The sequence below is a fragment of the Parafrankia sp. EAN1pec genome (genome assembly GCF_000018005.1).
Lineage (GTDB): Bacteria > Actinomycetota > Actinomycetes > Frankiales > Frankiaceae > Parafrankia > Parafrankia soli.
In genome coordinates, this window is record NC_009921.1 from 1,317,387 (window position 1) to 1,341,978 (window position 24,592).

At 73.6% G+C, this 24,592-nt stretch carries 16 protein-coding genes, 2 tRNA genes and 2 pseudogenes; 13 read left to right on the plus strand and 7 right to left on the minus strand.

Annotation, left to right across the window (positions count from 1 at the left end):
• The first annotated feature begins 257 nt into the window (after positions 1–257).
• Both FRANEAN1_RS05420 and FRANEAN1_RS05425 read left to right on the plus strand, forming a co-directional pair.
• On the plus strand, positions 258–2,705 hold the full coding sequence (locus tag FRANEAN1_RS05420; RefSeq protein ID WP_020458740.1) for a murein transglycosylase: 2,448 nt from the start codon (positions 258–260) through the stop codon (positions 2,703–2,705).
• A gap of 141 nt (positions 2,706–2,846) precedes the next feature.
• Positions 2,847–3,647, plus strand: a complete 801-nt coding sequence (locus FRANEAN1_RS05425; protein ID WP_041253719.1) for a hypothetical protein — start codon at positions 2,847–2,849, stop codon at positions 3,645–3,647.
• On the opposite strand, the gene FRANEAN1_RS05430 is transcribed toward FRANEAN1_RS05425, so the two are convergent.
• Complete coding sequence (locus FRANEAN1_RS05430) at positions 3,563–3,829, minus strand: hypothetical protein (RefSeq protein ID WP_020458741.1); 267 nt, start codon at positions 3,827–3,829, stop codon at positions 3,563–3,565. The two genes, FRANEAN1_RS05425 and FRANEAN1_RS05430, sit on opposite strands and share 85 nt — an antisense overlap.
• Positions 3,830–4,071: 242 nt before the next feature.
• On the opposite strand from FRANEAN1_RS05430, the gene FRANEAN1_RS05435 reads away from it, so the two are divergent.
• From FRANEAN1_RS05435 to FRANEAN1_RS05450, 5 genes and pseudogenes are all read left to right on the plus strand, one after another.
• Positions 4,072–4,848, plus strand: coding sequence for a fumarylacetoacetate hydrolase family protein (locus FRANEAN1_RS05435; RefSeq protein WP_020458742.1), 777 nt, complete (start codon positions 4,072–4,074; stop codon positions 4,846–4,848).
• A 292-nt stretch (positions 4,849–5,140) separates the two neighbouring features.
• Positions 5,141–5,212: transfer RNA gene (locus FRANEAN1_RS05440), tRNA-Gln, on the plus strand.
• Positions 5,213–5,257: 45 nt separating this feature from the next.
• Positions 5,258–5,330: transfer RNA gene (locus tag FRANEAN1_RS05445), tRNA-Glu, on the plus strand.
• Between the two features lie 182 nt (positions 5,331–5,512).
• Positions 5,513–5,767: pseudogene (gene tnpA, locus FRANEAN1_RS38165) on the plus strand (IS200/IS605 family transposase); the annotation flags it as partial.
• A pseudogene (locus tag FRANEAN1_RS05450) lies at positions 5,760–6,741 on the plus strand (transposase); the annotation flags it as partial. The pseudogenes tnpA and FRANEAN1_RS05450, both read left to right, overlap by 8 nt.
• Before the next feature lie 548 nt (positions 6,742–7,289).
• Here the strand turns inward: FRANEAN1_RS05450 and FRANEAN1_RS05455 are convergent.
• Complete coding sequence (locus FRANEAN1_RS05455; RefSeq protein ID WP_041253720.1) at positions 7,290–7,559, minus strand: hypothetical protein; 270 nt, start codon at positions 7,557–7,559, stop codon at positions 7,290–7,292.
• 200 nt (positions 7,560–7,759) lie between these two features.
• On the opposite strand from FRANEAN1_RS05455, the gene FRANEAN1_RS05460 reads away from it, so the two are divergent.
• Complete coding sequence (locus FRANEAN1_RS05460) at positions 7,760–9,502, plus strand: HAMP domain-containing sensor histidine kinase (RefSeq protein ID WP_020458745.1); 1,743 nt, start codon at positions 7,760–7,762, stop codon at positions 9,500–9,502.
• A 234-nt stretch (positions 9,503–9,736) separates the two neighbouring features.
• On the opposite strand, the gene FRANEAN1_RS05465 is transcribed toward FRANEAN1_RS05460, so the two are convergent.
• Positions 9,737–11,962, minus strand: a complete 2,226-nt coding sequence (locus tag FRANEAN1_RS05465) for a serine/threonine-protein kinase (protein ID WP_020458746.1) — start codon at positions 11,960–11,962, stop codon at positions 9,737–9,739.
• Positions 11,963–12,344: 382 nt separating this feature from the next.
• Positions 12,345–13,157, minus strand: coding sequence for an IclR family transcriptional regulator (locus FRANEAN1_RS05470; protein ID WP_041253721.1), 813 nt, complete (start codon positions 13,155–13,157; stop codon positions 12,345–12,347).
• 167 nt (positions 13,158–13,324) lie between these two features.
• Between FRANEAN1_RS05470 and leuC the strand changes: the two genes are divergently transcribed.
• The 3 genes from leuC (at position 13,325) to FRANEAN1_RS05485 (ending at position 16,230) form a co-directional block, all read left to right on the plus strand.
• Positions 13,325–14,722 carry a 3-isopropylmalate dehydratase large subunit gene (gene leuC, locus FRANEAN1_RS05475; RefSeq protein ID WP_020458748.1) on the plus strand — a complete coding sequence of 466 codons (1,398 nt, stop codon included), beginning with the start codon at positions 13,325–13,327 and terminating at the stop codon, positions 14,720–14,722.
• A 100-nt stretch (positions 14,723–14,822) separates the two neighbouring features.
• Positions 14,823–15,410, plus strand: a complete 588-nt coding sequence (leuD, locus tag FRANEAN1_RS05480; RefSeq protein WP_020458749.1) for a 3-isopropylmalate dehydratase small subunit — start codon at positions 14,823–14,825, stop codon at positions 15,408–15,410.
• Positions 15,411–15,945: 535 nt separating this feature from the next.
• Positions 15,946–16,230, plus strand: a complete 285-nt coding sequence (locus FRANEAN1_RS05485; RefSeq protein ID WP_006541029.1) for an HU family DNA-binding protein — start codon at positions 15,946–15,948, stop codon at positions 16,228–16,230.
• A gap of 118 nt (positions 16,231–16,348) precedes the next feature.
• On the opposite strand, the gene FRANEAN1_RS05490 is transcribed toward FRANEAN1_RS05485, so the two are convergent.
• Entirely contained in the window at positions 16,349–18,565 is a 2,217-nt protein-coding gene (locus FRANEAN1_RS05490) for an RNA degradosome polyphosphate kinase (RefSeq protein ID WP_020458750.1), read from the minus strand.
• A 189-nt stretch (positions 18,566–18,754) separates the two neighbouring features.
• On the opposite strand from FRANEAN1_RS05490, the gene FRANEAN1_RS05495 reads away from it, so the two are divergent.
• Complete coding sequence (locus FRANEAN1_RS05495) at positions 18,755–19,744, plus strand: transglutaminase family protein (RefSeq protein WP_347176992.1); 990 nt, start codon at positions 18,755–18,757, stop codon at positions 19,742–19,744.
• A gap of 561 nt (positions 19,745–20,305) precedes the next feature.
• A complete protein-coding gene (locus FRANEAN1_RS05500) occupies positions 20,306–22,918 on the plus strand; it encodes an EAL domain-containing protein (RefSeq protein ID WP_157472359.1) in 2,613 nt (870 codons plus the stop codon).
• Here FRANEAN1_RS05500 and FRANEAN1_RS05505 read toward each other — a convergent pair.
• Together FRANEAN1_RS05505 and cofC are read right to left on the minus strand one after the other, a co-directional pair.
• Positions 22,876–23,649 carry a cyclase family protein gene (locus tag FRANEAN1_RS05505; protein WP_157473023.1) on the minus strand — a complete coding sequence of 258 codons (774 nt, stop codon included), beginning with the start codon at positions 23,647–23,649 and terminating at the stop codon, positions 22,876–22,878. The two genes, FRANEAN1_RS05500 and FRANEAN1_RS05505, sit on opposite strands and share 43 nt — an antisense overlap.
• Positions 23,650–23,708: 59 nt before the next feature.
• Positions 23,709–24,488, minus strand: coding sequence for a 2-phospho-L-lactate guanylyltransferase (cofC, locus tag FRANEAN1_RS05510; RefSeq protein ID WP_020458755.1), 780 nt, complete (start codon positions 24,486–24,488; stop codon positions 23,709–23,711).
• Positions 24,489–24,592 lie beyond the last annotated feature (104 nt).

Sequence of the window (24,592 nt, forward strand, 5' to 3'; positions counted from 1 at the left end):
TCGGGCCTGTCCTGTCAAAGAATTCCCGGTTGACGCCAACGCCGCCCGGTCATCCTTTGGTGCCCGTTACGCTGACCGCGACGCTTTCGGGCATCCCGGTCATCCGCCACAGGTGGCGGTGGACGGGTTCGGGGGCTCCCGGGGGCGACGGTGATGGGCGATCTCGGCTGCTGCGGCCGAGGAGAGGGGACGGCCGTGTCGCGGTGCCCGGCGGTTGAGCGCCCGACAGGGCGCGACCGTGCTCGGGGAGGTCGGCGATGAGCCGTCGTTCCACCGGCAGCGTGGGTGGACGCCGAGGCGGCTCGCACCGCTCGTCGCCCGGAGTATCGGACATCGTGTGGGTCGACCCGCCGTCCGGGGGCCGCCGCCGGACGGGCGGTCGCCGCCGTTCCACCTCAGGGCGCGTCGAGGCCACCGCGCGTACCGAGCTTCCTGCGCGTACCGAGCTTCCTGCGCGTACCGAGCTTCCTGAGCGCACCGACAGCCTGGCGCCCGCCGAGGGCCGCGTGCCCACCGACGACGGCGTGGGCACCGAGGGCCGTGTGCCGGCCGGCCGCGTGCCGGTCGACGGCCGCGTGCCTGCTGATGGCCGCGTGCCCGCCGGCGGCGCCGGACCGGCTGGAAGCTCCCCCCGCGCCATGCCGTCTCCGGACGCCGATGCCTCCGAGCAGGACGTTCTCTACGGTCGGTCGTCCTCTGTCGAGCGGGCTGCGGCCCGCCGGGGCGAGATCGCCGCCGGCCGCCGGGTACGACTGGGGCGGCGCCCCGCGCCCGGCGCGTGGCCGGTGGGCGGGAGCCAGTCGCGCACCACGCGGAGCCGGGGTCTGGCCGGGGGGCGCGGCCGGAGACGGGACCGGGACGCTCCCACGAACGGGTCCTGGTCGCTGCCGAAGATCGCGCTCGCGGCCACGGCTCTCGCGCTCGCCGTCACCGCGGTGGCCGGGCCGTCGTCCGAAACCGCCGCAGCGAAGCTCACCGGCCCCGTCAACGGACGGGTCGACCAGACCGAGTTGCTCCCCGAGGGTGGCGCCGCCTTCGGGGGCGCGACCGTGGAAGACCTCGCCAGCGTCGTGGGCGCGTCCGGGCAGGTCCGCCTGCCCGTGCGAGCCGGGCTCGCCGCCTCGCCGGTCACGAGCCGGCCGGCCGGGTCCGCCACGGCCACGTCCGGCACGTCCCCGACGGCAGACGCGTCGCCTTCGCCGGCCGGGACGTCGTCGACCGGAACAGCGTCGACCGGAACAGCGGCCGCGGGCGCGTCGGACGACGGCACCGTCCGCAACGCGCCGCTCGCGACCCCGCCCGGCTCCAGCAAGGAGGCGTCGACCATCCCGGCCCGGGCCCTGGCGGCGTACACCAACGCGGCCGACCGGGCCGCGACCGAACATCCAGGCTGCTACCTGCACTGGTCGGTCCTCGCCGGCATCGGCGCGATCGAGTCGGGCCACGGGCAGGGTGCGCGCACGGACAGTAACGGCCGGGTCGCGCCCACCGTTGTCGGCCCGCGTCTCGACGGCTCGCCCGGGATGTTCCGCATCCGCGACACCGACGACGGCTGGCTCGACGGCGACACCGTCTGGGACCGGGCGGTCGGCCCGATGCAGTTCACGCCGTCGATGTGGCGGTGGATCGGGCGCGACGCCGACGGCGACGGCCGCGCGGACCCCAACGACTTCGACGACGCCACCCTGACCGCCGCCGATCGCCTCTGCCAGGCCGGGGGTGACCTGCGCGTCCCCGACAACGTGCTCTCCGCGGTGCGCTCCTACAACCCCTCCGACGGCTACATCCGCTCCGTGCTCGGCTGGGCGGCCTGGTACGCCGTCGGACCGGCGGTCGTCGGGAACCTGGGCACCGGGACGGCCGACGCGGCGGGCGCCGGCGCGACCGGGGGCGACGGCGGCGACCCGACCACCGACGCCCTGGCGACCGACCAGCCCTTCCAGGTCACCACCCTCGTCCCGCTGCCGGGCTCGTCCGACGGCACCTGCGTGGCCCCCGTGATCGACCAGGCGTCGATCAGCGCGGGCGGTGTCGGCGGAGACGTCGTGACCGGATCGGAGTACGAGTCGCTGGAGGTCCGCGCCCGGGTGGGCGGCACCGCCGAGCGGACCGTGACCATCGAGCTCACCCTGCTGGACAAGACCGGGGCGACGGTGGCGACCGGGGTGAGCGCGCGGGCGCTGCCCGGCGGCGACGGCGTCGTGCCGCTGGGCCGGCTGGACGGGCTGGCGATCGGGCGGGCCACCGGCCGCGGCCCGTTCGACGTGAAGGTCCAGGTCCTGCCGGCCGGCCAGGACTGCCAGCCGGTGCAGGCCACCGCGCGGGTCGGCAACGTCGATCCCGCGGACTTCGCCGGCGCGCCGTCCACGCTGGCCAGCCTCCGGCGGCGGCTGGAAACCTACCGGGACATGGGACGGATCACCCAGACAGCCGCGGCGGACCTGCTCGCCACCCTGCCGGCCGGCGACGGCGGCCTGCAGGCCTCGGTGGAGCTCGCCCGCTTCCTCGACCGCCTCGCCGCGGCCATCCGGATCGGGGAGATCGCCGCCGACGCGGCGACAGGCCTCGGTGACGTCGCCAATGCCCTGCAATCCCAGCTGAACCCGCCGGCGAGCACACCGCCCGCGGGCGGGACCCCGTCACCGGACACGAACGAGGACGTCCCCCTGCCGTTCGACGTGGTCCCGCTGGCGCCCGGGACCTGACCGGGACGCTGCGCGGGCTCGCCGCCGCGGCATCCCGACCCCTCCACCTCGTCCCACGTTCAGTCACTCAGAGTGACAGGCGTGGTGGTCGGGGCATGCGTGCCGCCGTAACGTCGCCGGCACGGGGGAGGGAGGGCTGCGATGCTCCTGCGGACGATCCGGGGCTGTGTCGTGGACGAGCGTGCGCTGCGCGCCGAGCTGGAACGATGGGTGGCTGGGGTGGCTGGGGCCGCCGGAGTCGCTGGGGCAGGTGGGCTCGCCGGGGCCGGTGGTGTGACGTGCGCCGGTCCGCTCGGCGTGACCGCGGGAATGGCCGGGGACGACACGTTCGTCGGGGAGACGGTCCAGGCCGTCGGGGCGGCGGGGGCGGAGCGCCGCGGCGGGCAGGTGCTGAGCACAGCGCGCTATGTTCGCGTCACCTGGGGACGGACCGCCGACCGGAGCGCGCTGTGGGCGCTGCGACGCCGCCTGGCCGACCGGCTGCCCGATGGCCGCCCCGACCTGCTGGGCCTGGTGTCGGCGGCCACCGCGGGCGAGGCACTGGTCGAGGCCGCCTGCCACGAGTCCGAGGAGCTGACGCACGCCGCCGATCGCGGTGATCCGGACCCGGAGGTGGCCGAGCTCCTCGACGAGGCGCGTGCGCTGGTCACGGTGTCCGGCACCGACGCCCTGCGCTCGCCGTGGCCGCACCTGCCCTCGCCGTGCGCCGACCCGCCCCACCACGGGCGGGAAGGCGTCGCGGCCCACGGCGGGCGCGCAGGCGTCCCGGACCATGATGGGCGGGAAGGCGTCGCGCCAGCGGCACTCGTGTCCGCCGGCACGACATCAGTTCGCTGGACGGGGACGCTCCCGGCGTCTCAGTCTTCGTCCGGGATCTCCTCCCACCACTGGCACCACCAGTCGCCGCCGACGAGGATCCGCAGCTTCGGGTGCCAGCAGTAGGTGATGTCCTTGTCGGTGTCCAGGTAGTACAGGCAGTTGTCGCAGCGCTCGTCACCGTTCGGCTTGCCGCGGAGGATGGCGTCCTCCGCGAGGTGGCCCAGCTTGACGCTGAGCTCCTCGTCGATCGGCTTGGGCTCGGGTGCGCCGACGTCGTAGACGGGGGTCGTGTCGATCTCGGTCACCGTTCTCCTTCCAGGTCGATGGCGGGTCGTGCTGGGCCACGCCGTGTCCCGACCGGGGCGCCGACCCGTATCCGGCAATCCTGCCTGATTCTCGGCTTCCCTTCGCCGTCCCCGTGAACCGGATCCGGCGGCCGGGCGGCCGAGTGGTCCGGACCACAGTGCGGCCTGGCCGCCGCCGCGTGCCGGAACCCGGCCCGGATCCGGACACCCCGATTCCCGCGTTCGGTCGGTACGGTCGCGGAGTGCGCATAGCGAGGTACACCGACGGGTCCGAGCCGGCATTCGGAGTGGTGGAAGGCTCCGTGGCGGACGGAACCGCCATTGTTGCCGGGATCACACCGCATCCGTTCGCGCCCTTCACCTTCACCGGGGCGCGGCGACCGCTGGCGGAGGTACGGCTGCTGGCCCCCGTGCTGCCCAGCAAGATTCTCTGTATCGGGAAGAACTACGCCGACCACGCACGGGAGATGGGCGGCGAGGCCCCGACCAGTCCCGTCCTGTTCCTGAAGCCGTCCACGAGCGTGGCCGGCCCCGGGGACCCGATCGTGCTGCCGCCCGACAGCGAGCGGGTCGACTACGAGGGCGAGCTGGCCGTCGTCATCGGCCGGCTCTGCCGTGACGTGCCGGCGGAACGCGCATTGTCCGTCGTCCTCGGCTTCACCTGCGCGAACGACGTGACCGCTCGCGACCAGCAGGCGACGGACGGCCAGTGGACCCGCGCCAAGGGCCACGACACCTTCTGTCCGATCGGCCCCTGGATCGAGACGGACCTCGACCCGTCCGACCGGGCCATCCGGACGACGCTGGACGGCGAGGTCCGCCAGGACTCGCGGACCAAACTCCTCCTGCACGACGTCCCGGCGCTGGTGGCGTTCATGTCCCGCGCGATGACCCTGCTCCCGGGAGACGTCCTGCTGACCGGCACCCCGGCCGGAGTCGGCCCGATGCGCGCCGGCCAGACCGTAGCCGTCACGGTGGACGGCATCGGAACCCTGACGAACCCCGTGACCACCCGATAACCAGGCCACGGCCGCAACCAGGCCGCTCCCGGTCCCGGTCGTCCCGGCCTCGAATCCCAAGGTTCCCGCCGCCCGGAGCCCCGAGCCCGGAGCCCCGATCCCGCCACGCATTTGGCCGTGATGGCGGTGTGCTGGGTGGGGCCGGGGATGTTCGGCTCTGGGGTTGGGGTGGTGTCGCGGGCCTGCTCCGGCGGTGCGAACGGCTCGGATGGGACGACTCGCGCCGCGCCCACCCCTCGTGTGGACCGTGGTCGCCGATGGGGTACAGTAGGCATCGCCCGCGAGGGCCCCATGGGGTATGGGGTAATTGGCAGCCCAACGGATTCTGGCTCCGTTAGTCTAGGTTCGAGTCCTGGTACCCCAGCTGCACCAGATGCACCACGATGCTGTATATTGCAGAAACAGTCTTGGCCCCGTCGTCTAGCGGCCCAGGACGCCGCCCTCTCAAGGCGGTAGCGCCGGTTCGAATCCGGTCGGGGCTACGTTACGAATAATCGCGAGCGCCAACCTTCTTAGGTTGGCGCTTTTGCGTTTCCATCAAGATTTCCCGAGGGGGCTGGCGCCTTCAGGCGTCAGGGGAGTCGGGCGCGGACCGTAACCGTGTGTGTGCATCGCTGGTATGTTCGGATCATGGTTCGGGGGGTGATGGTGGGTGTCGGGGGTGATGGTGGGTGCGGGTGGCGTCTACGGGCTTGGGTATCGCAGGGTGTGGTGCCCGAAGTTCCGCCGCCCTGTGCTCGCTGGTCCTGTCGGTGACCGCTGTGCGGAGCTGGTCCGGCGGAAGTGCGCCGGGCATGAGTGGTTGGTCGTTGCGTGGGAGGTCATGCCCGACCATGCGCACCTGTTCGTCAAGGCTCATCCGAAGCACTTCCCGTCGTGTGTCGCTAACCAGCTCAAGGGGTTGATGTCGGTCGTTCTCCTCCCAGCAGGCCACCTTGCGTCGGCTCGACAGGGCGTTCGCCGGTTTCTTCCGCCGGGTCAAGGCAGGCGGGACCCCTGGCTACTCGCGGTTCAGGGGCGCGGGCCGGTTCGACACGGTCGAGTGGCCGAGGGACGGGGACGGTTGCCGCTGGAACTCCCAGCCCGACCATCCCACCCGGGTCCGGTTTCAGGGTGTCGGCCATGTCAAGGTTCACCAGCATCGGCCGGTGGCGGGCACGGTCAAGACGGTCTCGGTGCGGCGGGAAGGCCGTCGCTGGTATGTGGTCCTCTCCTGCGACGACGTGCCCGCGCAGCCTTTGGCGCCCACCGGGGTGGTGGTGGGGGTGGATGTGGGTGTGGCGTCGCTGGTGACCCTCTCCGATGGCCGTCAGGTCGGTAACCTGCGCTGTCTTGCCGCGGCGGCGGGTCGGCTTGCGCGTGCGCAACGGGAGCTGGCCCGTAAGAAGCGGGGGTCGACCCGGCGCCGCAAGGCCGTCGCGAAGGTGGCCGCGCTGCACGGCAGGGTTCGCCGGCAGCGCCTCGACCTCGCGCACACGGTCGCCCGCTCCCTGGTCGCTGACCATGATCTGATCGCTGTGGAAGCGTTGCGGATTGTGAACATGACTCGCCGGGGCTCGCCGAGACCCGATCCGGACCGGCCCGGGGTGTTCCTGGCGAACGGGCAGGCGGCGAAGTCCGGGTTGAACAGGAGCGTTCTCGACGCGGGATGGGGGGGTGTTCCTCAACGTGCTGCGTGCCAAGGCTGAAAGCGCCGGACGGGTGGTCGTCGAGGTCAGCCCCGCCAACACCTCCCGCACCTGTGCGGTCTGCGGGCACTGCCACGCCGACAACCGCAGGACACAGGCCGCGTTCGTCTGTGTCGCGTGCGGGCATGCCGCGCACGCTGACGTGAACACGGCGATCAACATTCTTCGGGTCGGGCTGGCCCGTCAGGCCACGGAAGCGGCCTGAGAAGCCGACGGCCTCAGCCGTCGGAGGAGTCACTGTTTCACCCCGCCTCGCTCACCCCTGTGCTCCGGGCCCAACGACGTCCGCCCGGCGGGTGTGACCCCCGGCGGGCGTGAGCTTTCGAAGTTCGGGGAGCGCGGTGCCCTCCGCCCTGTCACGTCGGTGTGACGACTCCACCGGCCTGGCCGTACCCCACCGATGGCCGCCCAGCCGTGTGCCGTGCGCGCTGGGCCGGGTGGCGTGGGCCGTCCGGGGTGAGCCGGGGCGCGCGGATGGCGTGCGGGGTGCGGGTGAGGCGGGGATGAGCGCGGTGCGGAGCGGTGCGCGGGCGGGGGCGTGCGGGTAGCGCGTATGGGTGGAACGGTGCGGGCGGTACGAGTCCGCCGCGACGGGTGCGCCGGAGGCGCGGACAGCGTGCCGGTGGCATCGGAGTGCCGGCGGCGTGCAGAGTGCCAGTGATGTCCGGTGGCGTGCCGGTGCTGGCGGGTGTTCCGGTGGACCTCGGGTCGCCGGGCTGCCGTCAGCGGGTGGGGTCGGAAGTGGGCGAAGGACTAGTCAACGACGCGCAGGCGGGGCATGGCCGCGGGGTGGCGGGCCATGGCGCAGGGGCGGCAGCTGCACGTGCTCGGGCCGCCCCAACCGTGGACGACCTCCTCGGCAGCCTCGGACGAGCCGACCGGCTCCGAGCCGACCAGACGCAGCACGGGGCGGGTGGTGAGCGAGGCCGGGGCGAAGCCGTCAGTGAAGGTCTCCGCAGGCTGTGGCACCGCCTGGGTGATGCGGACGGGGGCGGTCGCGGTAGTCAGGGCCACTGGGGGCACGAGTCCTCCTCCGCGGGTGGCCGTCCTGGGGCCACCTCGCGGACCACAGCCTGTCGGGAACCGCGGTATGTGCGCCATGCTTCTTTGAGCCCGTTACCAGGTGGTACAGATGGCCTAGTCAAAGCTGGGCATAGTCGTCATACGACACCACCCTTGACAGCCATGGTGCTCCACGGCCGGAACGGGAGAAACTTGCTCGGATGTCCTCCGTCAGCCCCTCCATGCCCGAACGGGCGCGCCGCCGTCACGGCAGCGCCCACGTCGGGCGCGCCGCCCGGCGGCTCGAGAAGTCTCGGTCGTCCCGGTCACCCGCGGCGGATGCCGGGCTGGCCGCGGCGACCGCCGACGCCGCGCTCCGCGGTCCCGTCGCGTGGTTCCCCCGCGGCCGCGGCCTGCCGACCGAGGACTGGGCCGCCCGCCACGCGCTGATGTGCTGGGTTCTGGCCCTGCACCTTCCGGCCATCGTCGGGTACGCGCTGTGGCGCGACCACAGCCTCCCGCACGGCCTGCTGGCGGCGAGCCCGCCGGCGCTGCTGTTCGCGGCCGCGCTGGCCCCCGGCATGCGGCGGGTGCGTGCGCTGGCCGCGAGCCTCGGCCTGCTGTGCTGCTCGGTCGTCTTCGTGCATCTCTCCGACGGCCTGACCCCGATGTACTTCCACTTCTTCGTGGTGGTCGCGCTCATCGCGCTCTACGAGGACTGGACCGTCTACCTGCTGGCCATCGCCTTCGTCTTCCTCGCCATCCTCGCGATCGGCGACCTGATCACCGATGAGGCCGCGTCGCGGATGGACAACGCCCTGCTCCTGGCAGGGCTCCACGCCGGCTTCATCTTCGCCCTGGCCGGTGCCCAGATGGTCTTCTGGCACTACAACGAGCAGTCCCGTCGGCGGGTGGAGGACTACCGCCAGCAGCTCTACGAGGGCCAGCAGAGCCTCATGGCCCGGCTGGAGGAGACCGACCGCATCCGCAGCGACCTGGTCGCCACGGTCTCGCACGAGTTCCGGACGCCGCTGACGGGCATCCGGGGGACCCTGCTCACGATCAGGCGCCGCCGGGACCGCCTCTCCGACGCCCAGCTCGACGACATGCTCGACTCGGCCGTCACCTACTCGGACCGCCTGTCCAGGCTGCTGGAGAACATGCTGACGGCTGCCACGGCCACCGGCACCGACGACACCACCGCCGCCGACCTGCCCGAGGTCGTGCGCGAGGTGATCGCGAGCCTGAACTACGCCGGCAGCAGCGTGACGGTCGACCTGCCGCCCCAGCTCCCGGTGCGGATGGCCCGCCAGGCGCTGCACCAGGTCGTGGCGAACCTTGTGGACAACGCGCTGGTGCACTCCTGGCCGGGCGCCCCGGTGCGGCTCATCGCGGGCCGGGTCGGCGACGAGGTCGTCCTGCGGGTCCGCAACCCCGGTCCGGATCTCGACCCGGCGACCATCCGCCAGCTCTTCGAGCCGTTCACCCAGCGGGACGGAACGGCGACCCGGCAGACCGACGGCGCCGGCATGGGGCTCTACGTGGTGCGGCGGCTGGTGGAGGTCCACGGCGGCCGGCTGCGGATGTCCTCCGAGAACGGTGAGATCATCGTCGAGGTCGACCTGTGGGCGGCGTCCACGACATCGGCCACCACCGGCACGGCCGATCCGGCTCCGATGCCGGTACCGATGCCGCTGCCACGCAGCATGCGCAACCGGTCGGATCTGCCCGACCCGCCCGCGCTGCCCGCCGGTTCCGGTGCGCTGCTCGGGCCGAGGGGCGGTCCCGCCGCGCCTGGTCACAGCGTGGCGGCGCCGACGCCGGAACCCGCGAACTTCCCCCGCCCCGCCTCGACACCACACCCGGCCGCGCCACCGCACGCCGCGTCCCGGCACATGACGCCGTCGCCCCGGCACTGGGGCTCGAGATCCTCGTCGTCCCTGCCCGCCGACTGGCTGCACTGACCTCGGAATACGACGCCCGGGTTCGACGGCGATTCTGCGCAGCGCAGGCCCGGGTCCGGTTGGCACCCGGCGTCGGATGCGGCGGGGGCCTGCGGTCACGCCGCCGGCGTCCCGGCCCGGAGCCGGGAGAGGCAGGCCGGGCGGGTCCCGGCTACGCGAAAGACCCCGGCGTGATGGACGCCGGGGTCTTTCGCATGTGCGGCCCGGGTGCGGTGGACGCCGGGTCGAGGACCGCTACTTGGCGGCGGCGGCGGTGGCGGGGGGCGGCTTCGCGCAGGTGGGCTCGAGCCAGACGCTGTCGCCCTTGCGCATCATCGTCCCGGCGGCGGGGTTCGTTCCCGCCGCAGTGGTGCCGGGACCGTTCTGGCAACCGCCGTTGCCGTCCAGGACACCCAGACCGGCGCCGATCAGCACGTTGCGGGCGGCGGCGAGCGTCTGATTCGCGACGGCGGGGACCTCGACGCAGTTCGTTGCCTGGACCGTGAGCGTTACCTTCGTGGTGACCGGGACGACGCTGCCCGCGTTCGGGCCCTGGTCGAGCACGACGCCGCCGTTCTTGCCCTTCTGGCAGACCTCGGTCGCCGTGACGTTCGTGAAGCCCTTGCCCGTCAAGGTGTTGGTGGCCGCCGTCTGGCTCTGGCCCACCACGTTGGGGACCGTCGCTTCCTTGGTCGTCGGTGTCGGCGTCGGTGCGGCGCTGGCGTCCGGCGGGGCCGTGGTCTGACCCGGCTGGGTGGGGGTGGCCGGCCCGGGCGTGGCGCTCTGGCCAGGCTTCGGGGAGGTACTTGGATGCGGCGTCGTTCCTGCTATGGAGCTTGTGGGGACAGTGCCCGGGTCCATCCCCGGGGGCATCGGGGCGCCACCGGGCAGCGTCGCGGTGATCGACGGGTCGGTGACGACCTGCGAGCCGCTGTCCGCGGTGAGCGCGCTCTCGCTCTCGCCGGCCGCTGCCAGTGCCCAGCCACCGGCGCCGGCGACCAGCGCGACGACCAGGCCGGCTCCGGCCGCGATGCGGCTGCGGCGGCGGCGGTCGGCGGCAGAACGCCCGCCCGGTCCGCCTGACGAGCCCGAGCTGCCCGGGGCCGGCTGCTTGTTCGCCGGGATCGCGGAGATCACCGTGTTGCGGTCGGACGCGGAGCCCGTGGAGCGGGCCGGGACGCGGACCGCCGGCCGGCCACCGGTGTCGTCGTCGCTCCAGTCGGCGCGGACGGGTGGCATCCCGGCGATCTGGGTGTGCTCGGCGTCGTTCCAGTCCGGCCGGACGGGTGGCATCCCGGCGATCTGGGTGTGTTCGGCGTCGTTCCAGTCGCCGGCCGGGCCACCCGCACCCGCACCCGCGACGCTGGTCGCCACACCCGCGGCGCCGGCGCCGGCGAGGCGGCGCCCCGCCGCGGCCGGCTGGCGGCCGCGCTCGTCCTCCGCCCAGTCGGCGGCCGAGCCGATCCGGGTCTGCGCCGCGTCGAAGGCCGCTTCCCGTTTCCCGGGCGCGTCGCGGCGAGGTTCGGGGACGGCGCCGCGGCCGGTGCCGGAGTCGCGCCCACGCTGACCCGCGGACCGGTCGTCGAACTCGCGGTTCCGGTCGTCGGGACGGCGGTTGTCGAGGTCGAGCTGGTCGGAGTCGAAATCCGGGTCGTCGCGGTCGCGGTCGTTCTCGAGCGCCTCGATCAGGTCCTCCGCGGCGTCCGCGGCGGAGGCGGGCCGCTGGCGCGGCGACTTCGCGAGCATCGACGACAGGACGTCCCACAGGGCCGGCGGGACGCCCTGGATGGGTAGCGGCTGGTCCTCGCGGTGCGCCCGCACCATGTCGGCCGGGTGCGCCTCGTCGAAAGGCGGGCTGCCGGCGATGAGCTCGTAGAGCACGATCCCGGCGGCGTAGATGTCGACGGCCGGCGTCGGCGGGGCGTCGGTCGTCAGCTCCGGCGCCATGTAGAGCGGGGTGCCGATCGGGCCGGTCAGCGAGGCGCGGGTGGGGGTGTGCACCATCCGCGCCACGCCGAAGTCGGTCAGCCGGACGTAGGGGCGGCGCGGGTCCGAGGTGTCGATGAGGACGTTCTCGGGCTTGACGTCGCGGTGGATGATCCCGGCCGCGTGCACGCTGTCCAGCGCCCAGAGGAGCCCGACGACGAGGTTGACCGCCTCGGTCACCGGCCGTGGCCCGCTCTGGTCGAGGTGTGCCCTGAGGTCGATGCCCTCGACGAGGTCCATCACGATCGCCAGGGGCGTGCCGGGCTCTCTGATCAGGTCACGAACCCGCACCAGGTCAGGGCTGTCGAGCTCGACGAGCAGGTCCCACTCGCGCAGGAACCGGTCGACGATCTCGGGGTCATGAGCGAGCTCCGGCCGAAGTACCTTGATGGCGACGGGCTCTCCGTCGGGGACATGGGCCCCGCGCCAGACCTGGCCGGCCGTTCCCTGCCCGAGCAATTCGTGCAGGACGTACCGTGCACCCAGTTTGCGCACTGCGCCTTTCCCCCTTTGTGTGCCGTCCGGGAGCGGACGGCACGAGCCTGTGACGCTGCCGCGGCGGGGGCTGCGGAAGCCTGAGGACTCCGGTGAACCCTCTCGCCTACCAGTGGCGAGAGCCCGTTGACGTAAAGTCCGACCGGGCCACCGGATCGACGCACAGCGACGGACGCCCCCCTGCCCGGTCGGCATCCCACGGGCTGGCGGGCTGACCGGACTGAGTCATCACTGCTTGTGTGCAAAAACTGCTCAGTGCGTCGATCCTGCTCTGTTGACAACACCAGAGGCTACGATGCCGGGCTCTCCCCGGGTGCGTCGGGGTGCCGGCGGGGCCGGTTGGTGCGGGAGCATTGTGTTTCCGGACATCGAATATCGGCGTTCACGGTGGAGTGGCGGTGGTTTTCGCCGTGCCCGGTGGGGTTCTCGGCGCATTCGTCGTGATCTGAGACACGATTCCCGTTTCGGGTGTGGGGATTCGGTCGGCACCTGTCGGAGCCTGCGGGCTGGACAGCTCCCGGGCCGCGGCGACCACCGCGGTGCCGTGCCGCCGTCCCGGCGACCGGGTCAGCCGTTCGACCGGGCCGGACAGCGACAGCGCGGCGACCACGCCGGTCGCGCCGTACACCGGGGCCGACACCGAGGCCAGGCCCGGCTCGCGCTCGCCGAGGCTCTCCGCCCAGCCACGCCGGCGCACCTTCGGCAGGACGTCCGCCGCGAACGCCGCGCGCGCCAGCAGCTCGGGTTCGGCCGCGTCGCCGAAGGCGAGCAGGACCTGCGCGCCGGAGCCCGCGGTCATCGGCAGGGCCGCGCCGACGGGCACGGTGTCGCGCAGCCCGGTGGACCGCTCGGAGGCGGCGACGCAGACCCGGACCGGCCCGCGCCGGACGTAGAGCTGGGTGCTCTCGCCGGTGGCCTCGCACAGGGCGGTGAGCACCCGGCCGGCCGCGTCGATCATCTCCCAGGGCAGGGGGGTCGGGCCGCCGGCGGCCAGCCGCGGGCCGGGCACGAACCGGCCGTCGGAGTCGCGGGTGAGCAGGCGGTGGGTCTCCAGGGCCAGGGCGAGCCGGTGGGCCGTCGCTCTGGTCAGGCCGGTGCGGGCGACCAGGTCGGCGAGCCCGGCCGGCCCGTGCTCGACGGCGCTCAGCACCAGGGCGGCCTTGTCCAGCACGCCGACGCCGCTAGTATGTTCCATAGTCTGATATTGCCATCTCATCTCCTGAGATGCACGACCGCGAGACGGTGACCGCGAGACGTATGCCCCGTGGGAGGCACGGCACGGCCATGGGGCGCGTGGTCCCGTCATGACAGCGAAGTCCGAGCAGCGTGGGCCCCGCCCACGCGAGAGAGGGAGTGGGGCCAATGGGTCGCACACTCGCGGAGAAGGTCTGGGACGCACACGTCGTCCGCCGCGCGGACGGAGAGCCCGACCTGCTCTACATCGATCTGCACCTCGTCCACGAGGTCACCTCGCCGCAGGCGTTCGAGGCGCTGCGGCTGGCCGGGCGCCCGGTCCGCCGTCCCGACCTGACGCTGGCGACCGAGGACCACAACGTCCCGACGACCGACACGCTGCTGCCGATCGCCGACCCGGTCTCGCGGGCGCAGGTCGAGGCGCTGCGCAAGAACTGCGCCGACTTCGGGGTCCGCCTGTTCCCGATGAACGACCCGGACCAGGGCATCGTCCACGTGGTCGGCCCGCAGCTCGGCCTGTCCGAGCCGGGCATGACGATCGTCTGTGGCGACAGCCACACCTCGACGCACGGCGCCTTCGGGGCGCTCGCCTTCGGCATCGGCACCAGCCAGGTCGAGCATGTGCTGGCCACCCAGACGCTGCCGCAGCGCCGCCCGAAGACGATGGCGGTCACCGTCCAGGGTGAGCTGCCCGCCGGGGTCACCGCGAAGGACCTGATCCTCGCCGTGATCGCCCGGATCGGCACGGGTGGCGGCGCCGGCTACGTCATCGAGTACCGCGGCGAAGCCGTCCGCGGGCTGTCGATGGAGGGCCGGATGACGGTCTGCAACATGTCGATCGAGGCGGGCGCGCGCGCCGGGATGATCGCCCCGGACGAGACCACGTTCGAGTACCTCAGGGGACGTCCGAACGCCCCGACCGGGGCCGACTGGGACGCCGCGGTCGAGTACTGGCGCACCCTGGCCACCGACCCCGACGCCACGTTCGACCACGAGGTCGTCATCGACGGGCCCAGCCTGAGCCCGTACGTCACCTGGGGGACCAACCCGGGCCAGGCTGCGCCGCTGAGCTCGCCCGTGCCCGACCCGGCCGCCTATGCCGACCCGGCCGCGCGCGGCTCGGTGGAACGCGCCCTGGCCTACATGGATCTCGTGCCGGGCACCCCGCTGTCCGACGTCGCCGTCGACACCGTCTTCATCGGATCCTGCACCAACGGCCGGATCTCCGACCTGCGTGACGCCGCCGACGTGCTGCGCGGGCGCCAGGTGGCGGACGGCCTTCGGGTCCTGGTCGTCCCCGGCTCGATGGCGGTCAAGGCCGAGGCGGAGGCGGAGGGCCTCGACGAGGTGTTCCGCGCCGCGGGCGCCGACTGGCGTAGCGCCGGCTGCTCGATGTGCCTGGGCATGAACCCGGACACCCTGCGGCCGGGGGAGCGCAGCGCGTCGACGTCCAACCGCAACTTCGAGGGCCGGCAGGGCCCCGGCGGGCGAACCCACCTCGTCTCGCCGGCGGTCGCCGCCGCCACCGCGGTGACCGGCCGCCTCACGGCGCCCGCCGACCTGTAGGGCGCCCCGGCCCGGGTCGAACTCCGGGCTCCCGGACCCCGGGCCACCGGACTCCCAGACTTCCGAAACTTCCGAACGGACTCGAAGGGAACGTGCCGTCATGGAGGCGTTCACCATCCACACCGGTCGGGCGGTGCCGCTGCGGCGCAGCGACGTCGACACCGACCAGATCATCCCGAGCGAATGGCTCAAGCGGATCGAGCGGACGGGCTTCGGTGCCGGGCTGTTCTCCGAATGGCGGGCGGACCCGTCGTTCGTGCTGAACGACCCCGCCCACGCCGGTGCGTCGATCCTGCTCGCCGGCCCGGACTTCGGCACCGGCTCGTCGCGTGAGCACGCGGTCTGGGCGCTGCAGGACTACGGCTTCCGCGCGGTGCTCTCGCCCCGCTTCGCCGACATCTTCCGCGGCAACGCGCTGGGCAACGGCCTGCTCCCGGTGGTGCTGCCGGCCGACACGGTCGAGGCGCTGACCGCGGCGGTGGAGGCCGACCCGACCACGGAGATCACCGTCGACCTGGTGGCCCGGGAGGTCCGCGGCGCCGGTCAGGTCGCCGGCTTCGAGCTCGACGACTTCACCCGCTGGCGGCTGATGGAGGGCCTGGACGACGTCGGCCTGACGCTGCGCCACGAGCAGGACATCACCGTGTTCGAGGCCAGCCGGCCCGGGTGGCTCCCGACCACGGCCTGAGCCTCCCGCGTCATCTGAGGATTTTCCCCGGGCCGAGCTGGGACGTCCCCGCTCGGCCCGGGATTTCCGGCCCACTGACGGGCTCCCGGGCCGCCCTCGCGGATGTTGCGTTGATCACGTTCCAACCCCTTGCGGCGCCCCAGGTGGTGGGTGGTCCGCGCGCCGCCGGCCGGCCTGCCGTCCGGTGTTCGTCGCAACGCTGAGGGTGATCTCACATCCGCATGGGGTAGTTCCATGGTGTGTTGCTGTGAGGACCTTCTCCGGCTGGCGTCTGCCGGCTACCAATTCGTGACTTTCGGCTTGAATTCGCCCCCGTCAAAAGTTACTGAAGGTGACCAAGTTGCAGGATGCGGCGGGCTCGTAGGGCAGCGCGCAACCTGTAGCCACCCGGTGCGAACCCGCTGACGTGCGGGTTTGTGTGACGCGACACGCTCATGGGAATTGCCCTCGACAGTGGAGATGCCTACGGTGCAGCGCAGTGTGATGCCCGATCTGCTCCCCACCCCGCACCGTGCGGGGGCGTCCGGAGGTTGTTGTGAACAAGTCCCAGTTGGTTGACCGCATCGCCCAGCAGATCGAGGGTGGGCGGTCGAACGCCACCAAGGCGGTCGACGCGGTGTTCGACGCGATCCAGGAGGCCGTGGCCGGCGGCGAGAAGGTCACGATCACCGGGTTCGGTGTGTTCGAGCGGGTGGAGCGCGCCGCGCGCACGGGCCGCAACCCCGCGACCGGCGAGCCCGTCCACGTCGCCGCGTCCGTGGTGCCGAAGTTCCGTCCCGGCTCGGAGTTCAAGGCCAGCGTCTCGGCCAGCAGCGACTGAGCGGCTGACGGCCGTGCCCTCACGCGGCCGCGCTCCGGAGCGAGCGTGGACACCCACGACGCTCCGGAGCGCGGCCGCGGCGGACGCAGAGCCCGCCGCCGCCCGTCTGCCCTGCTAGCTAACGGCGCCCGCGCTCGTACGCCTGCGCCATCAGGTCGGCCTGGTAGTCCGAGAGACGCTCGTCGTCCGGCGAGGTCGTCTGGCGCTCCCAGCGGCCGTCCGCGGCCAGGGTCCAGGCCTCCACCTGGTCGGAGAAGGCGTGGTCGAGCATCCCCCGCACCGTGGCCTGCCGCTCGGTGTGCGGGACCCGCACCAGCGCCTCGATCCGGCGGTCCAGGTTGCGGTGCATCATGTCGGCGCTGCCGATCCAGAACTCGCCGACCGAGGCGAACTCCAGGACCCGGCTGTGCTCCAGGAACCGCCCGAGGATCGACCGGACGTGCACCGTCTCGGACAGCCCCGGCACCCCCGGCCGCAGCGCGCAGATGCCGCGCACCAGGCAGTGCACCGGCACCCTGTCGCGGGACGCCCGGTAGAGCGCGTCGATGATCTTCTCGTCCACCAGGCTGTTGACCTTGATCCGGATGCCGCACTCGCGGCCCTCCCGGGCGGCCGCGGCCTCGGCCTCGATCCGCTGGATGATGCCGTCCCGCATGTGCTGCGGGGCGACCAGCAGCGAGCGGTACTCGGTCTGCCGGCTGTAGCCGGTCAGCACGTTGAACAGGTCGGTCAGGTCGGCGCCGACGTCCGGGTCGGCGGTGAGCAGGCCCAGGTCCTCGTAGAGGCGCGCGGTCTTGGGGTTGTAGTTGCCGGTGCCGACATGGCAGTAGCGGCGCAGCCCGCCGCGCTCCTGGCGCACCACCAGACAGATCTTGCAGTGCGTCTTGAGCCCGATCAGCCCGTAGACGACGTGGCAGCCCGCCCGCTCCAGCTCGCGCGCCCAGCGGATGTTCGCGCTCTCGTCGAACCTGGCCTTGATCTCCACCAGGACGACGACCTGCTTGCCGGCCTCGGCGGCCGCGACGAGCGCGTCGACGATCGGTGAGTCGCCGGAGGTCCGGTAGAGCGTCTGCTTGATCGCCAGGACGTTCGGGTCGGCCGCGGCCTGCTCGATGAACCGCTGCACCGAGGTCGTGAACGAGTCGTACGGGTGGTGGACGAGGACGTCCACCTCGCGCAGCACGCCGAAGAAGTCCGGCGGCTCGCCCTCGTCGGTGAGCAGCCGCGGATGCGTGATCGGCACCCGCGGCGGGTCCTTCAGCTCCGGCCGGTCGAGGTCGTAGAGGGCCCAGAGCACCGACATGTCGAGCGGGCCACGGACCCGGTGAACCTCGCGGTCGCTGATCTCCAGCTCGCGCATCAGCAGGCTGAGCAGGTCGTCGTCGATGTCGTCGTCGACCTCGAGGCGGACCGCCGGGCCGAACCGGCGCCGGGCCAGCTCGCGCTCCAGTGCCTGGAGCAGGTCCTCCGCCTCGTCCTCCTCGACCTCCAGGTCGGCGTTGCGGGTGACCCGGAACAGGTGCGAGTCGACGACCTCCATCCCGGGGAAGAGCTGCCCGAGATGGGCGGCGATGACCTCCTCGAGCGGGACGAAGCACGCGGTGGTGTCGTCCTGGGCGTGCCGGGGGGCGGCCTCCGTGCCGGCCCGGTCTCCGGCCGGCTCGTCGACGTCCACCCGGATCAGCCGCGGGACGTTCTGCGGCACCTTGACCCGCGCGAAGCGCTGTGCGTCGCCGCCAGGCTCGCGCACCGCCACGGCCAGGTTCAGCGACAGGCCGCTGATGTAGGGGAACGGGTGCGCCGGGTCGACCGCGAGCGGCGTGAGCACCGGGAAGATCTGCTCGTGGAAGTAGTCCCGCAGTCGCTCCCGCTGCGGGTCGCCGAGCTGGTGCCACAGCTGGATCGTGATGCCCGCGTGCGCGAGCGAGGGCGCCACCTCGTCGGTGAAGCAGCGCGAGTGGCGGGCGGTGAGCTCGGCGGTGGTGCGGCTGATCAGGTCGAGCTGCTCGCGGGCGGTCAGCCCGTCGGCCGAGCGGACGGCCAGCCTCGTGGCGTGCCGGCGCATCAGGCCAGCCACCCGGACCATGTAGAACTCGTCGAGATTGCTCGCGAAGATGGCCAGGAACTTCGCCCGTTCCAGCAATGGGGTCGAGACATCCTCGGCGAGTGCGAGGACACGGCTGTTGAAATCAAGCCAGGACTTCTCGCGGTTGATGTAGCGGTCCGGCGGGAGGTCCGAAGGGGCCGGCGTGCGGGGCGCCTCCAGGGGCTCCAGCAGCGCGCTTCGGGCCTTCCGCTGCGGCTGATCCGGACGGGTCGCCACCAGCTCGCTCATGCTTGTCCATGCTGCCAGGCTTGAGTGAACGCGGCAGCCTCGAAGTATGACGATGTGAGGTAATCATGAGGATTGGTTGTGCCGTCCGGGCTGCTGAGATGTCCTGTGCCGCTGCCGTTCGGTGACAGTCGTGCCGCGGTGCGGCATTTGTTAACGGACGGGAAACAGGCCAGAGTGAAGATCGGTGGCGTGGTGGAGACTCCTGGGGCACCCGGTGGCCGGCTCACGCCCGCCGGGCCGGCGTCTGCCGCGCCCGACATCGCGGGCGCGCAGCGGGTCACCTACCGGGTGAGTCAGCGGTTCCGGTACACCTACGACGGCAGCGCGACGAACCTCGACCACCGGCTTGTCGCGGTGCCCCCGCCGCGGCACGGCGGCCAGTTCCGCCGGTCCGTCGACCTGCGGGTCTCCGCCCCGGAGGCGCGCACGACCTGGCAGCGCGGGCCGGACGGCCTTCAGATCGCCAACATCCGGATCGACGTCGTGCCGCCGACGCTGGACTTCGATGTCACCGTCGTCGTCGAGCGGATCGCCCGGGCCGGGTGGCCGACGCTGCCGGCGTCCGCGCTGAGCAGCCGGCGCCTGCTGACCGCCACCGCTCTCACCTCCCCCACCCCGGCGATGATCGACGCGGCGCGCTCGATGGCCGGGCCCGACCCGGTCGCCACGGCCCGCCGGGTGTGCGGATGGGTCCACGAGCGCATCGCCTACGTCTCGGGCAGCACCGACGTCGGGACGACCGCCGCCCAGGCGCTCGGCGGCGGGCGCGGCGTCTGCCAGGACCAGGCCCACGTGATGATCGCGATGTGCCGCGCGGCCGGCATCCCCGCCCGGTACGCGCAGGGGCACATGCTGGGTGAGGGCGCCTCGCATGCCTGGGTGGAGGTGCTGGTGCCCGCGGCCCTCGCTCCGCCCGTCGACGGGGCCTCGCCCGTCGGCGGGGCTGGCGCGCCCGCCGGGGCGGGGGCGGTCGATCCGGGGCCGGTCGAGGCGTTCGCCCCCGGCGGTGTCGGCGCGGCCGCGGTGGCCTTCGACCCCTGCCACGACCGGCTCGCCGACCTGCGGTACGTCACGGTGGCGGTCGGTCGCGACTACCAGGACGTCGCACCGACCTCGGGTCGCTACGTCGGCGCGGGCCGCGGCGTCCTGGTCGCCACCGCGCGGGTCGACGTCGTCTAAAGGGCCGAGCTACTTCCGACTCAGGACCAGCCCGCCCCGCCACCGCCACACCGACCGGCCGGCCGGCCCGCACTACCACTGTCGCCGGCCCGGTCGGCGCTGGCGCGACTGCCGGCGCCGATGTCGGTGTCGCGGCGAACCGGCGCTCGTCCGGTTTGGCCGTCCGCGACGTCTCGGTCTGACGCCATAGGGTGCCCGACGCGCCGCGCGCACCACAGGTGGACACTCTTTGTGTTTGCCTGATCACAAGATACGGTGACCCGAGGGGCTCTCCGACGAGCTGGTCTCTCGGCGTCGATTGATCGAAGACGCACGAGCTGTCCTGGTTCGCGGGAGTTCCCGACGAGCGTGCCGCGGCCTGCGCCGCGGTCAGTGACCCCTCGCGAGTGATCGGGCCCAGCGGGTCCTGGTCACCCGCGACGCACCGTCATCCGCGATGCACCGTCATCCGCGAAAGCCGTCATAACCCTCGGTCGCCGCCGGCTGACCCCACGGACGTCGGTGCGCAGAGAACCGGCCCATGTGCCGGTGGGGCGGACCACCGGACCACAGGGGAGGAGGGTGGGCGTGCCTCTACTGCTCGACGGCGTCGGGATCGTGGCGGGTCTCACCGCGGCGGCCGGCTGCGTGTGGACAGGCCGCCGGCTCGGGCGGGCCCACGGCAGATGGCTGATCTGGGTCGCCGCGGCGCTGGTGGCGTGGACGGCCAGCCAGTCGGTGTGGGTCGCCGACGGGCGCGACGGCCAGCGGCCCCGCCGGCCGTCCCTGGCGGACGTCGGCTACCTGGCGATGCCCGTCCTGGCACTCGCGGCGCTCGCCGCGACCCCGACCGCGCGGGCGCGCCGGCCGGTGAACCAGCCGGATCTGCCGCCCCTGCCGGCGGGTGTGCCGATCGCGGGCGGGCCGGGGACCTCAGGTGGTTCCGGTGGCTTCGGTGGCTTCGGTGGTTCCTACCGGGTCCGCCGGTCGCGGGCGGAGCGCACCGGTGACGGCGTCGCGGGCCTGGTGGACCGGCTGCTGCTTGCCTGCTCGGTGATTCTCGTCGGCTGGGGGCTCGGGGTGCGCCCCGCGCTCGCCGCCGCCGGCACGGACGGGTGGAGCCGCGCCGTGGCGGCCGTCTATCCCGCCGGGGCGGTGCTGCTCGTCGTCGCCGCGCTGCACGCCACGGCGTTCCGGCGGCCTCCGGACCGGGTCCGGATCCTCGCGGCCGCCGTGGGCCTGTTCCTGATCGCCGCCTCGACCTCGTGGCTTCGCGGGCCGACCGACGCCGCCGCCTTCCCGGCGGTGGTCGGGGTCGTGCCGATCGCCGGCTGCGCGTTCGTCCTGCTGGCCGTGCTGCGCGCGGCCGGCGGCGCCCGGGTCGGGACGGCGGGCTTCGTACTCCCGGCGGCCGCGCGCGCCGCGGGTCCAGAGCACGCCGCGGGGCATGCGCACGCCATGGACTTCGGTCACGCCGCGCGGTTCGGCCATGCCGTCGGGTACGGACACACCGTGTTGACACGCGCCGGCACCGGCGGCGTTCGCGGGGCTGGCGGTGGACGGGCGGCTGGCGGTGGACGGGGGGCCGGCGGCGCCGACGTGGGCGACGCCGGCGACGGGTCCGAGCGCTGGGGCTTTCTCCTGGTGCCCACGCTGGTCGCCGGCTGCGCGACGGCGACGGTGCTGGCCGGCCTCGCCGGCGGCCACCGCCTCGACGGCATCGAGATCGGGCTGGCCGCGGTGGTAGTCGCCGGGATGGTGGCCGACCGCCTGGTGGCGGCCCGCGCGGGCCGGCGGCTCGCACAGCGGGTCCACGCCGCCGAACGGGAGATCCACCACCGGGTCTTCCACGACCCGCTCACCGAGCTGGCGAACCGCGCGCTGTTCCAGCACCGGCTGCGCGGCGCCCTGACCGACCGCTGGCGCTCCGGCGACGACCGGTCCGGTGGCGACATCGCCATCCTGTACTGCGATCTTGACGACTTCAGCGCCCTCAACGACAGCCTCGGCCCGGCGGCCGGTGACCATCTGCTGCGCACCGTCGCGCAGCGGCTGCGGCACTGCGTGCGCACCACCGACCTGGTCGCCCGGGTCGGCGCGGACGAGTTCGCGGTACTGCTGGCCGGCGGCGACGAGTCGCCCGAGGCGGTCGGGGAGCGGGTGCTGGCCGCGCTGCGCCACCCGATGGCGGTCGGCGGGCAGCCGCGCTCGATCCGCGCCAGTGTCGGGCTCGCTGTCGCCCGCCGCACCCACGAGACCGGGGAGTCGCTGCTTCGGCACGCCGAGACGGCCGTCCACGTGGCCAAGTGCTCGGGCAAGAACCGGCTGGTGACCTACCGGCCCGGGATGGCCTCGCCGGAGGCTGGCGCGCACCTGGCTGACGCGCTGGCCACGGCGCTGCGCCGTGGCGGGCGCTCGGCGGGCTTCGACGTCCACTACCAGCCGATCGTGCGGCTGCGGGACGGGCACCCGGTGGCGCTCGAGGCCCTCGCCCGCTGGACCGACCCGGGGCGCGGGCCCGTCCCGCCCGGCACGTTCGTCGCCGCCGCCGAGAACGGGGGGATGGTCGGCCTGCTCGACGACCTGGTGCTCACCCGGGCGTGCACCGAGGTCGCGCTGGCCTACCCGGCCGGCTCGCGGCTGCGGCTGCACGTGAACGTCTCGGCGAGCCGGATCACCGACACCAGGCTGCGTGACAGCGTCGCCCGGGTGCTCGCCGCGAGCCGGCTCGACCCCCGCCGGCTCGTCGTGGAGGTCACCGAGACCAGCCGGATCGCGGATCTCTCCGCCGCGGCCGACGTGCTCTCGGGCGTGCGGGACCTGGGGGTGGCGATCGCGCTGGACGACGTCGGCGCGGGCAACACGAGCCTGGCCGTCCTGCACCGGCTGCCGGTGGACGTCGTCAAGCTGGACCGCACGCTCATCGAGTTCCCGATGGACGGCAGCCGGGTCTCGAACCTGCGTCGCTCGATGATCGACGTCGCCCACGCGCTCGGGGCGGTCGTGGTCGCCGAGGGCATCGAGCGGGAGTCGCAGCTGGTGGAGCTGGACCGTCTCGGCTGCGAGCTCGGCCAGGGTTTTCTCTTCGCGCGGCCCGGGCCGCTGTCGGGTCTGCCGCCCATCGGCGGCGGTTCCGGTGACGGCGAGGACGGCTATGGCTCCGGCGGGGGGGAAGGCGGGTCCCAGAAGTGGTGAGGCCCGGCCCAGCGGCGCCTCGTGCCCTGGCGGTGGGGCGGGATGAACCCGAACACAGTGGCGGCCGAGCCGGAGCCGGCGCGGTTGACGGCGCCACCCGCCAGCACCCAGGCCCCGGTGGGCGGGAGCACCTCGAGGTTCGCCAGGTTCTCCAGGGAGACACGGTGCTCGCGGTAGAGCGCCCTGGAGACCGCGTACGTGTCGTCCGAGCCCGGGTCGGGGCCGAAGGTGTCCGACCCCAGGGCACCCCGCCGCCCGAGCCGGCCGGTCTCGATCAGCCAGCGCACGGCGGCCAGCCCGAAGCCGGGCTGATGGATGCCTCCGTGCCCGTCCAGGTTCGGGTAGGCGGGCGTGCCCCAGCGGCGGTCCCATCCCGTCCACGCGATCACGGCGGCACCGGCGGGGATGCGCCCGTGCCGGCGCTCGAACGCCGCCAGGTCCGCCAGGCTCACCTGATAGTCGGGATTCTCGGCCGCCGCGGCGCGGACGTCGATCCGCACCGCGGGCAGGAACAGGTCCGCCGGGTGCAGCTCGTCGGCGAGCGCCCCCGCGGGGTCGAAGTGGCCGGGCGCGCCCCAGTGGGTGCCGGTGTGCTCGCCGCGGCGCACCAGCTGGAGGTAGTAGCCGTCCCGCTCGATGGTCGCCGCGGTGGTCAGGGTGAACTCGGGATCGCCGGGGAACACCGGCGTCGTCGCCGGGTCGTGCACGTGCGCCAGGCTGACGACGGTCACCGCGCCGAGGCCGTCCCCCGCACCCCCCGCGCGGGCGGTGCGGGCCCAACGGGGCCGGTTCACGCAGCGGTGCGCGGGGACGGGTCGGCCGCGAGCGCTCGGGCGGTGGCCGGGCCCAGCCCGAGGGCGCGGGCCGTGTTGAGATCGGCGACGGTGTCGACGTCCCGGCGCAGTCCGGGAACCGTGCCGGCGAGCAGGGCGGTGAGGTCGACGGCCCCCGAATCGAGGTGCGCCTCGAAGCTGCCGGGGCCGAACGAGGGGCACAGCGAGGCACCGGGAGCGGCGCTGAGTAGCACCGTGCCGGTGCCGACCGCGTCCGCGAGCACGCCCCTACCGGACGGCGGCGCGGCCGCCAGCGCCCGTCGCAGCTCGGCCGGGCGCAGCGCGGGGAGGTCGGCGGAGACCGCGGCGACGGCGCATCCCGGGTGTATCCGGCGGGCGAGCGCGGCGCCGTGCGCGAGCGCCGGGTTGAGCCCCCGGTTCGGCTCGTCCGCGGCCACCAGCAGCCGGCCCGTCCGCGTGAGGCCGGTCGTGCCGCCCACACCGGTCGTGCCGCCCACGCCACCCGCGCTGCCGCTCCCTGCGCTGTCAGTGCCGGCCGGGATCTCGGACCGGTCCCGCGCGAGCTCGGTGAGGGCGCGCCGCGCGCGGGGGTCGTCGGTGACGACGACGAGGCCCACGACGCCCTCGCCGGCGTCGAGCACCGCCCTCGCGGTGTCCAGAGCCATGGCCAGCGCGAGCGCGCCGCGGTCCGGCCGGTCGAGCCGGGACTTCGCGGCGGTCAGCGGCTTCAGCGGGACCAGGACGACCCAGGGCGGGGCGGTCTCGGTGGTCAGCACAGCGCCGACGATAGGACATCCGACCCGCCGCGGGCGGCCCCCGCGGCGTCCGGCATCCGCCCGCGAGGCGCCGGGCGACGGGCCCGCCGGCGGTGCCCGGGTCC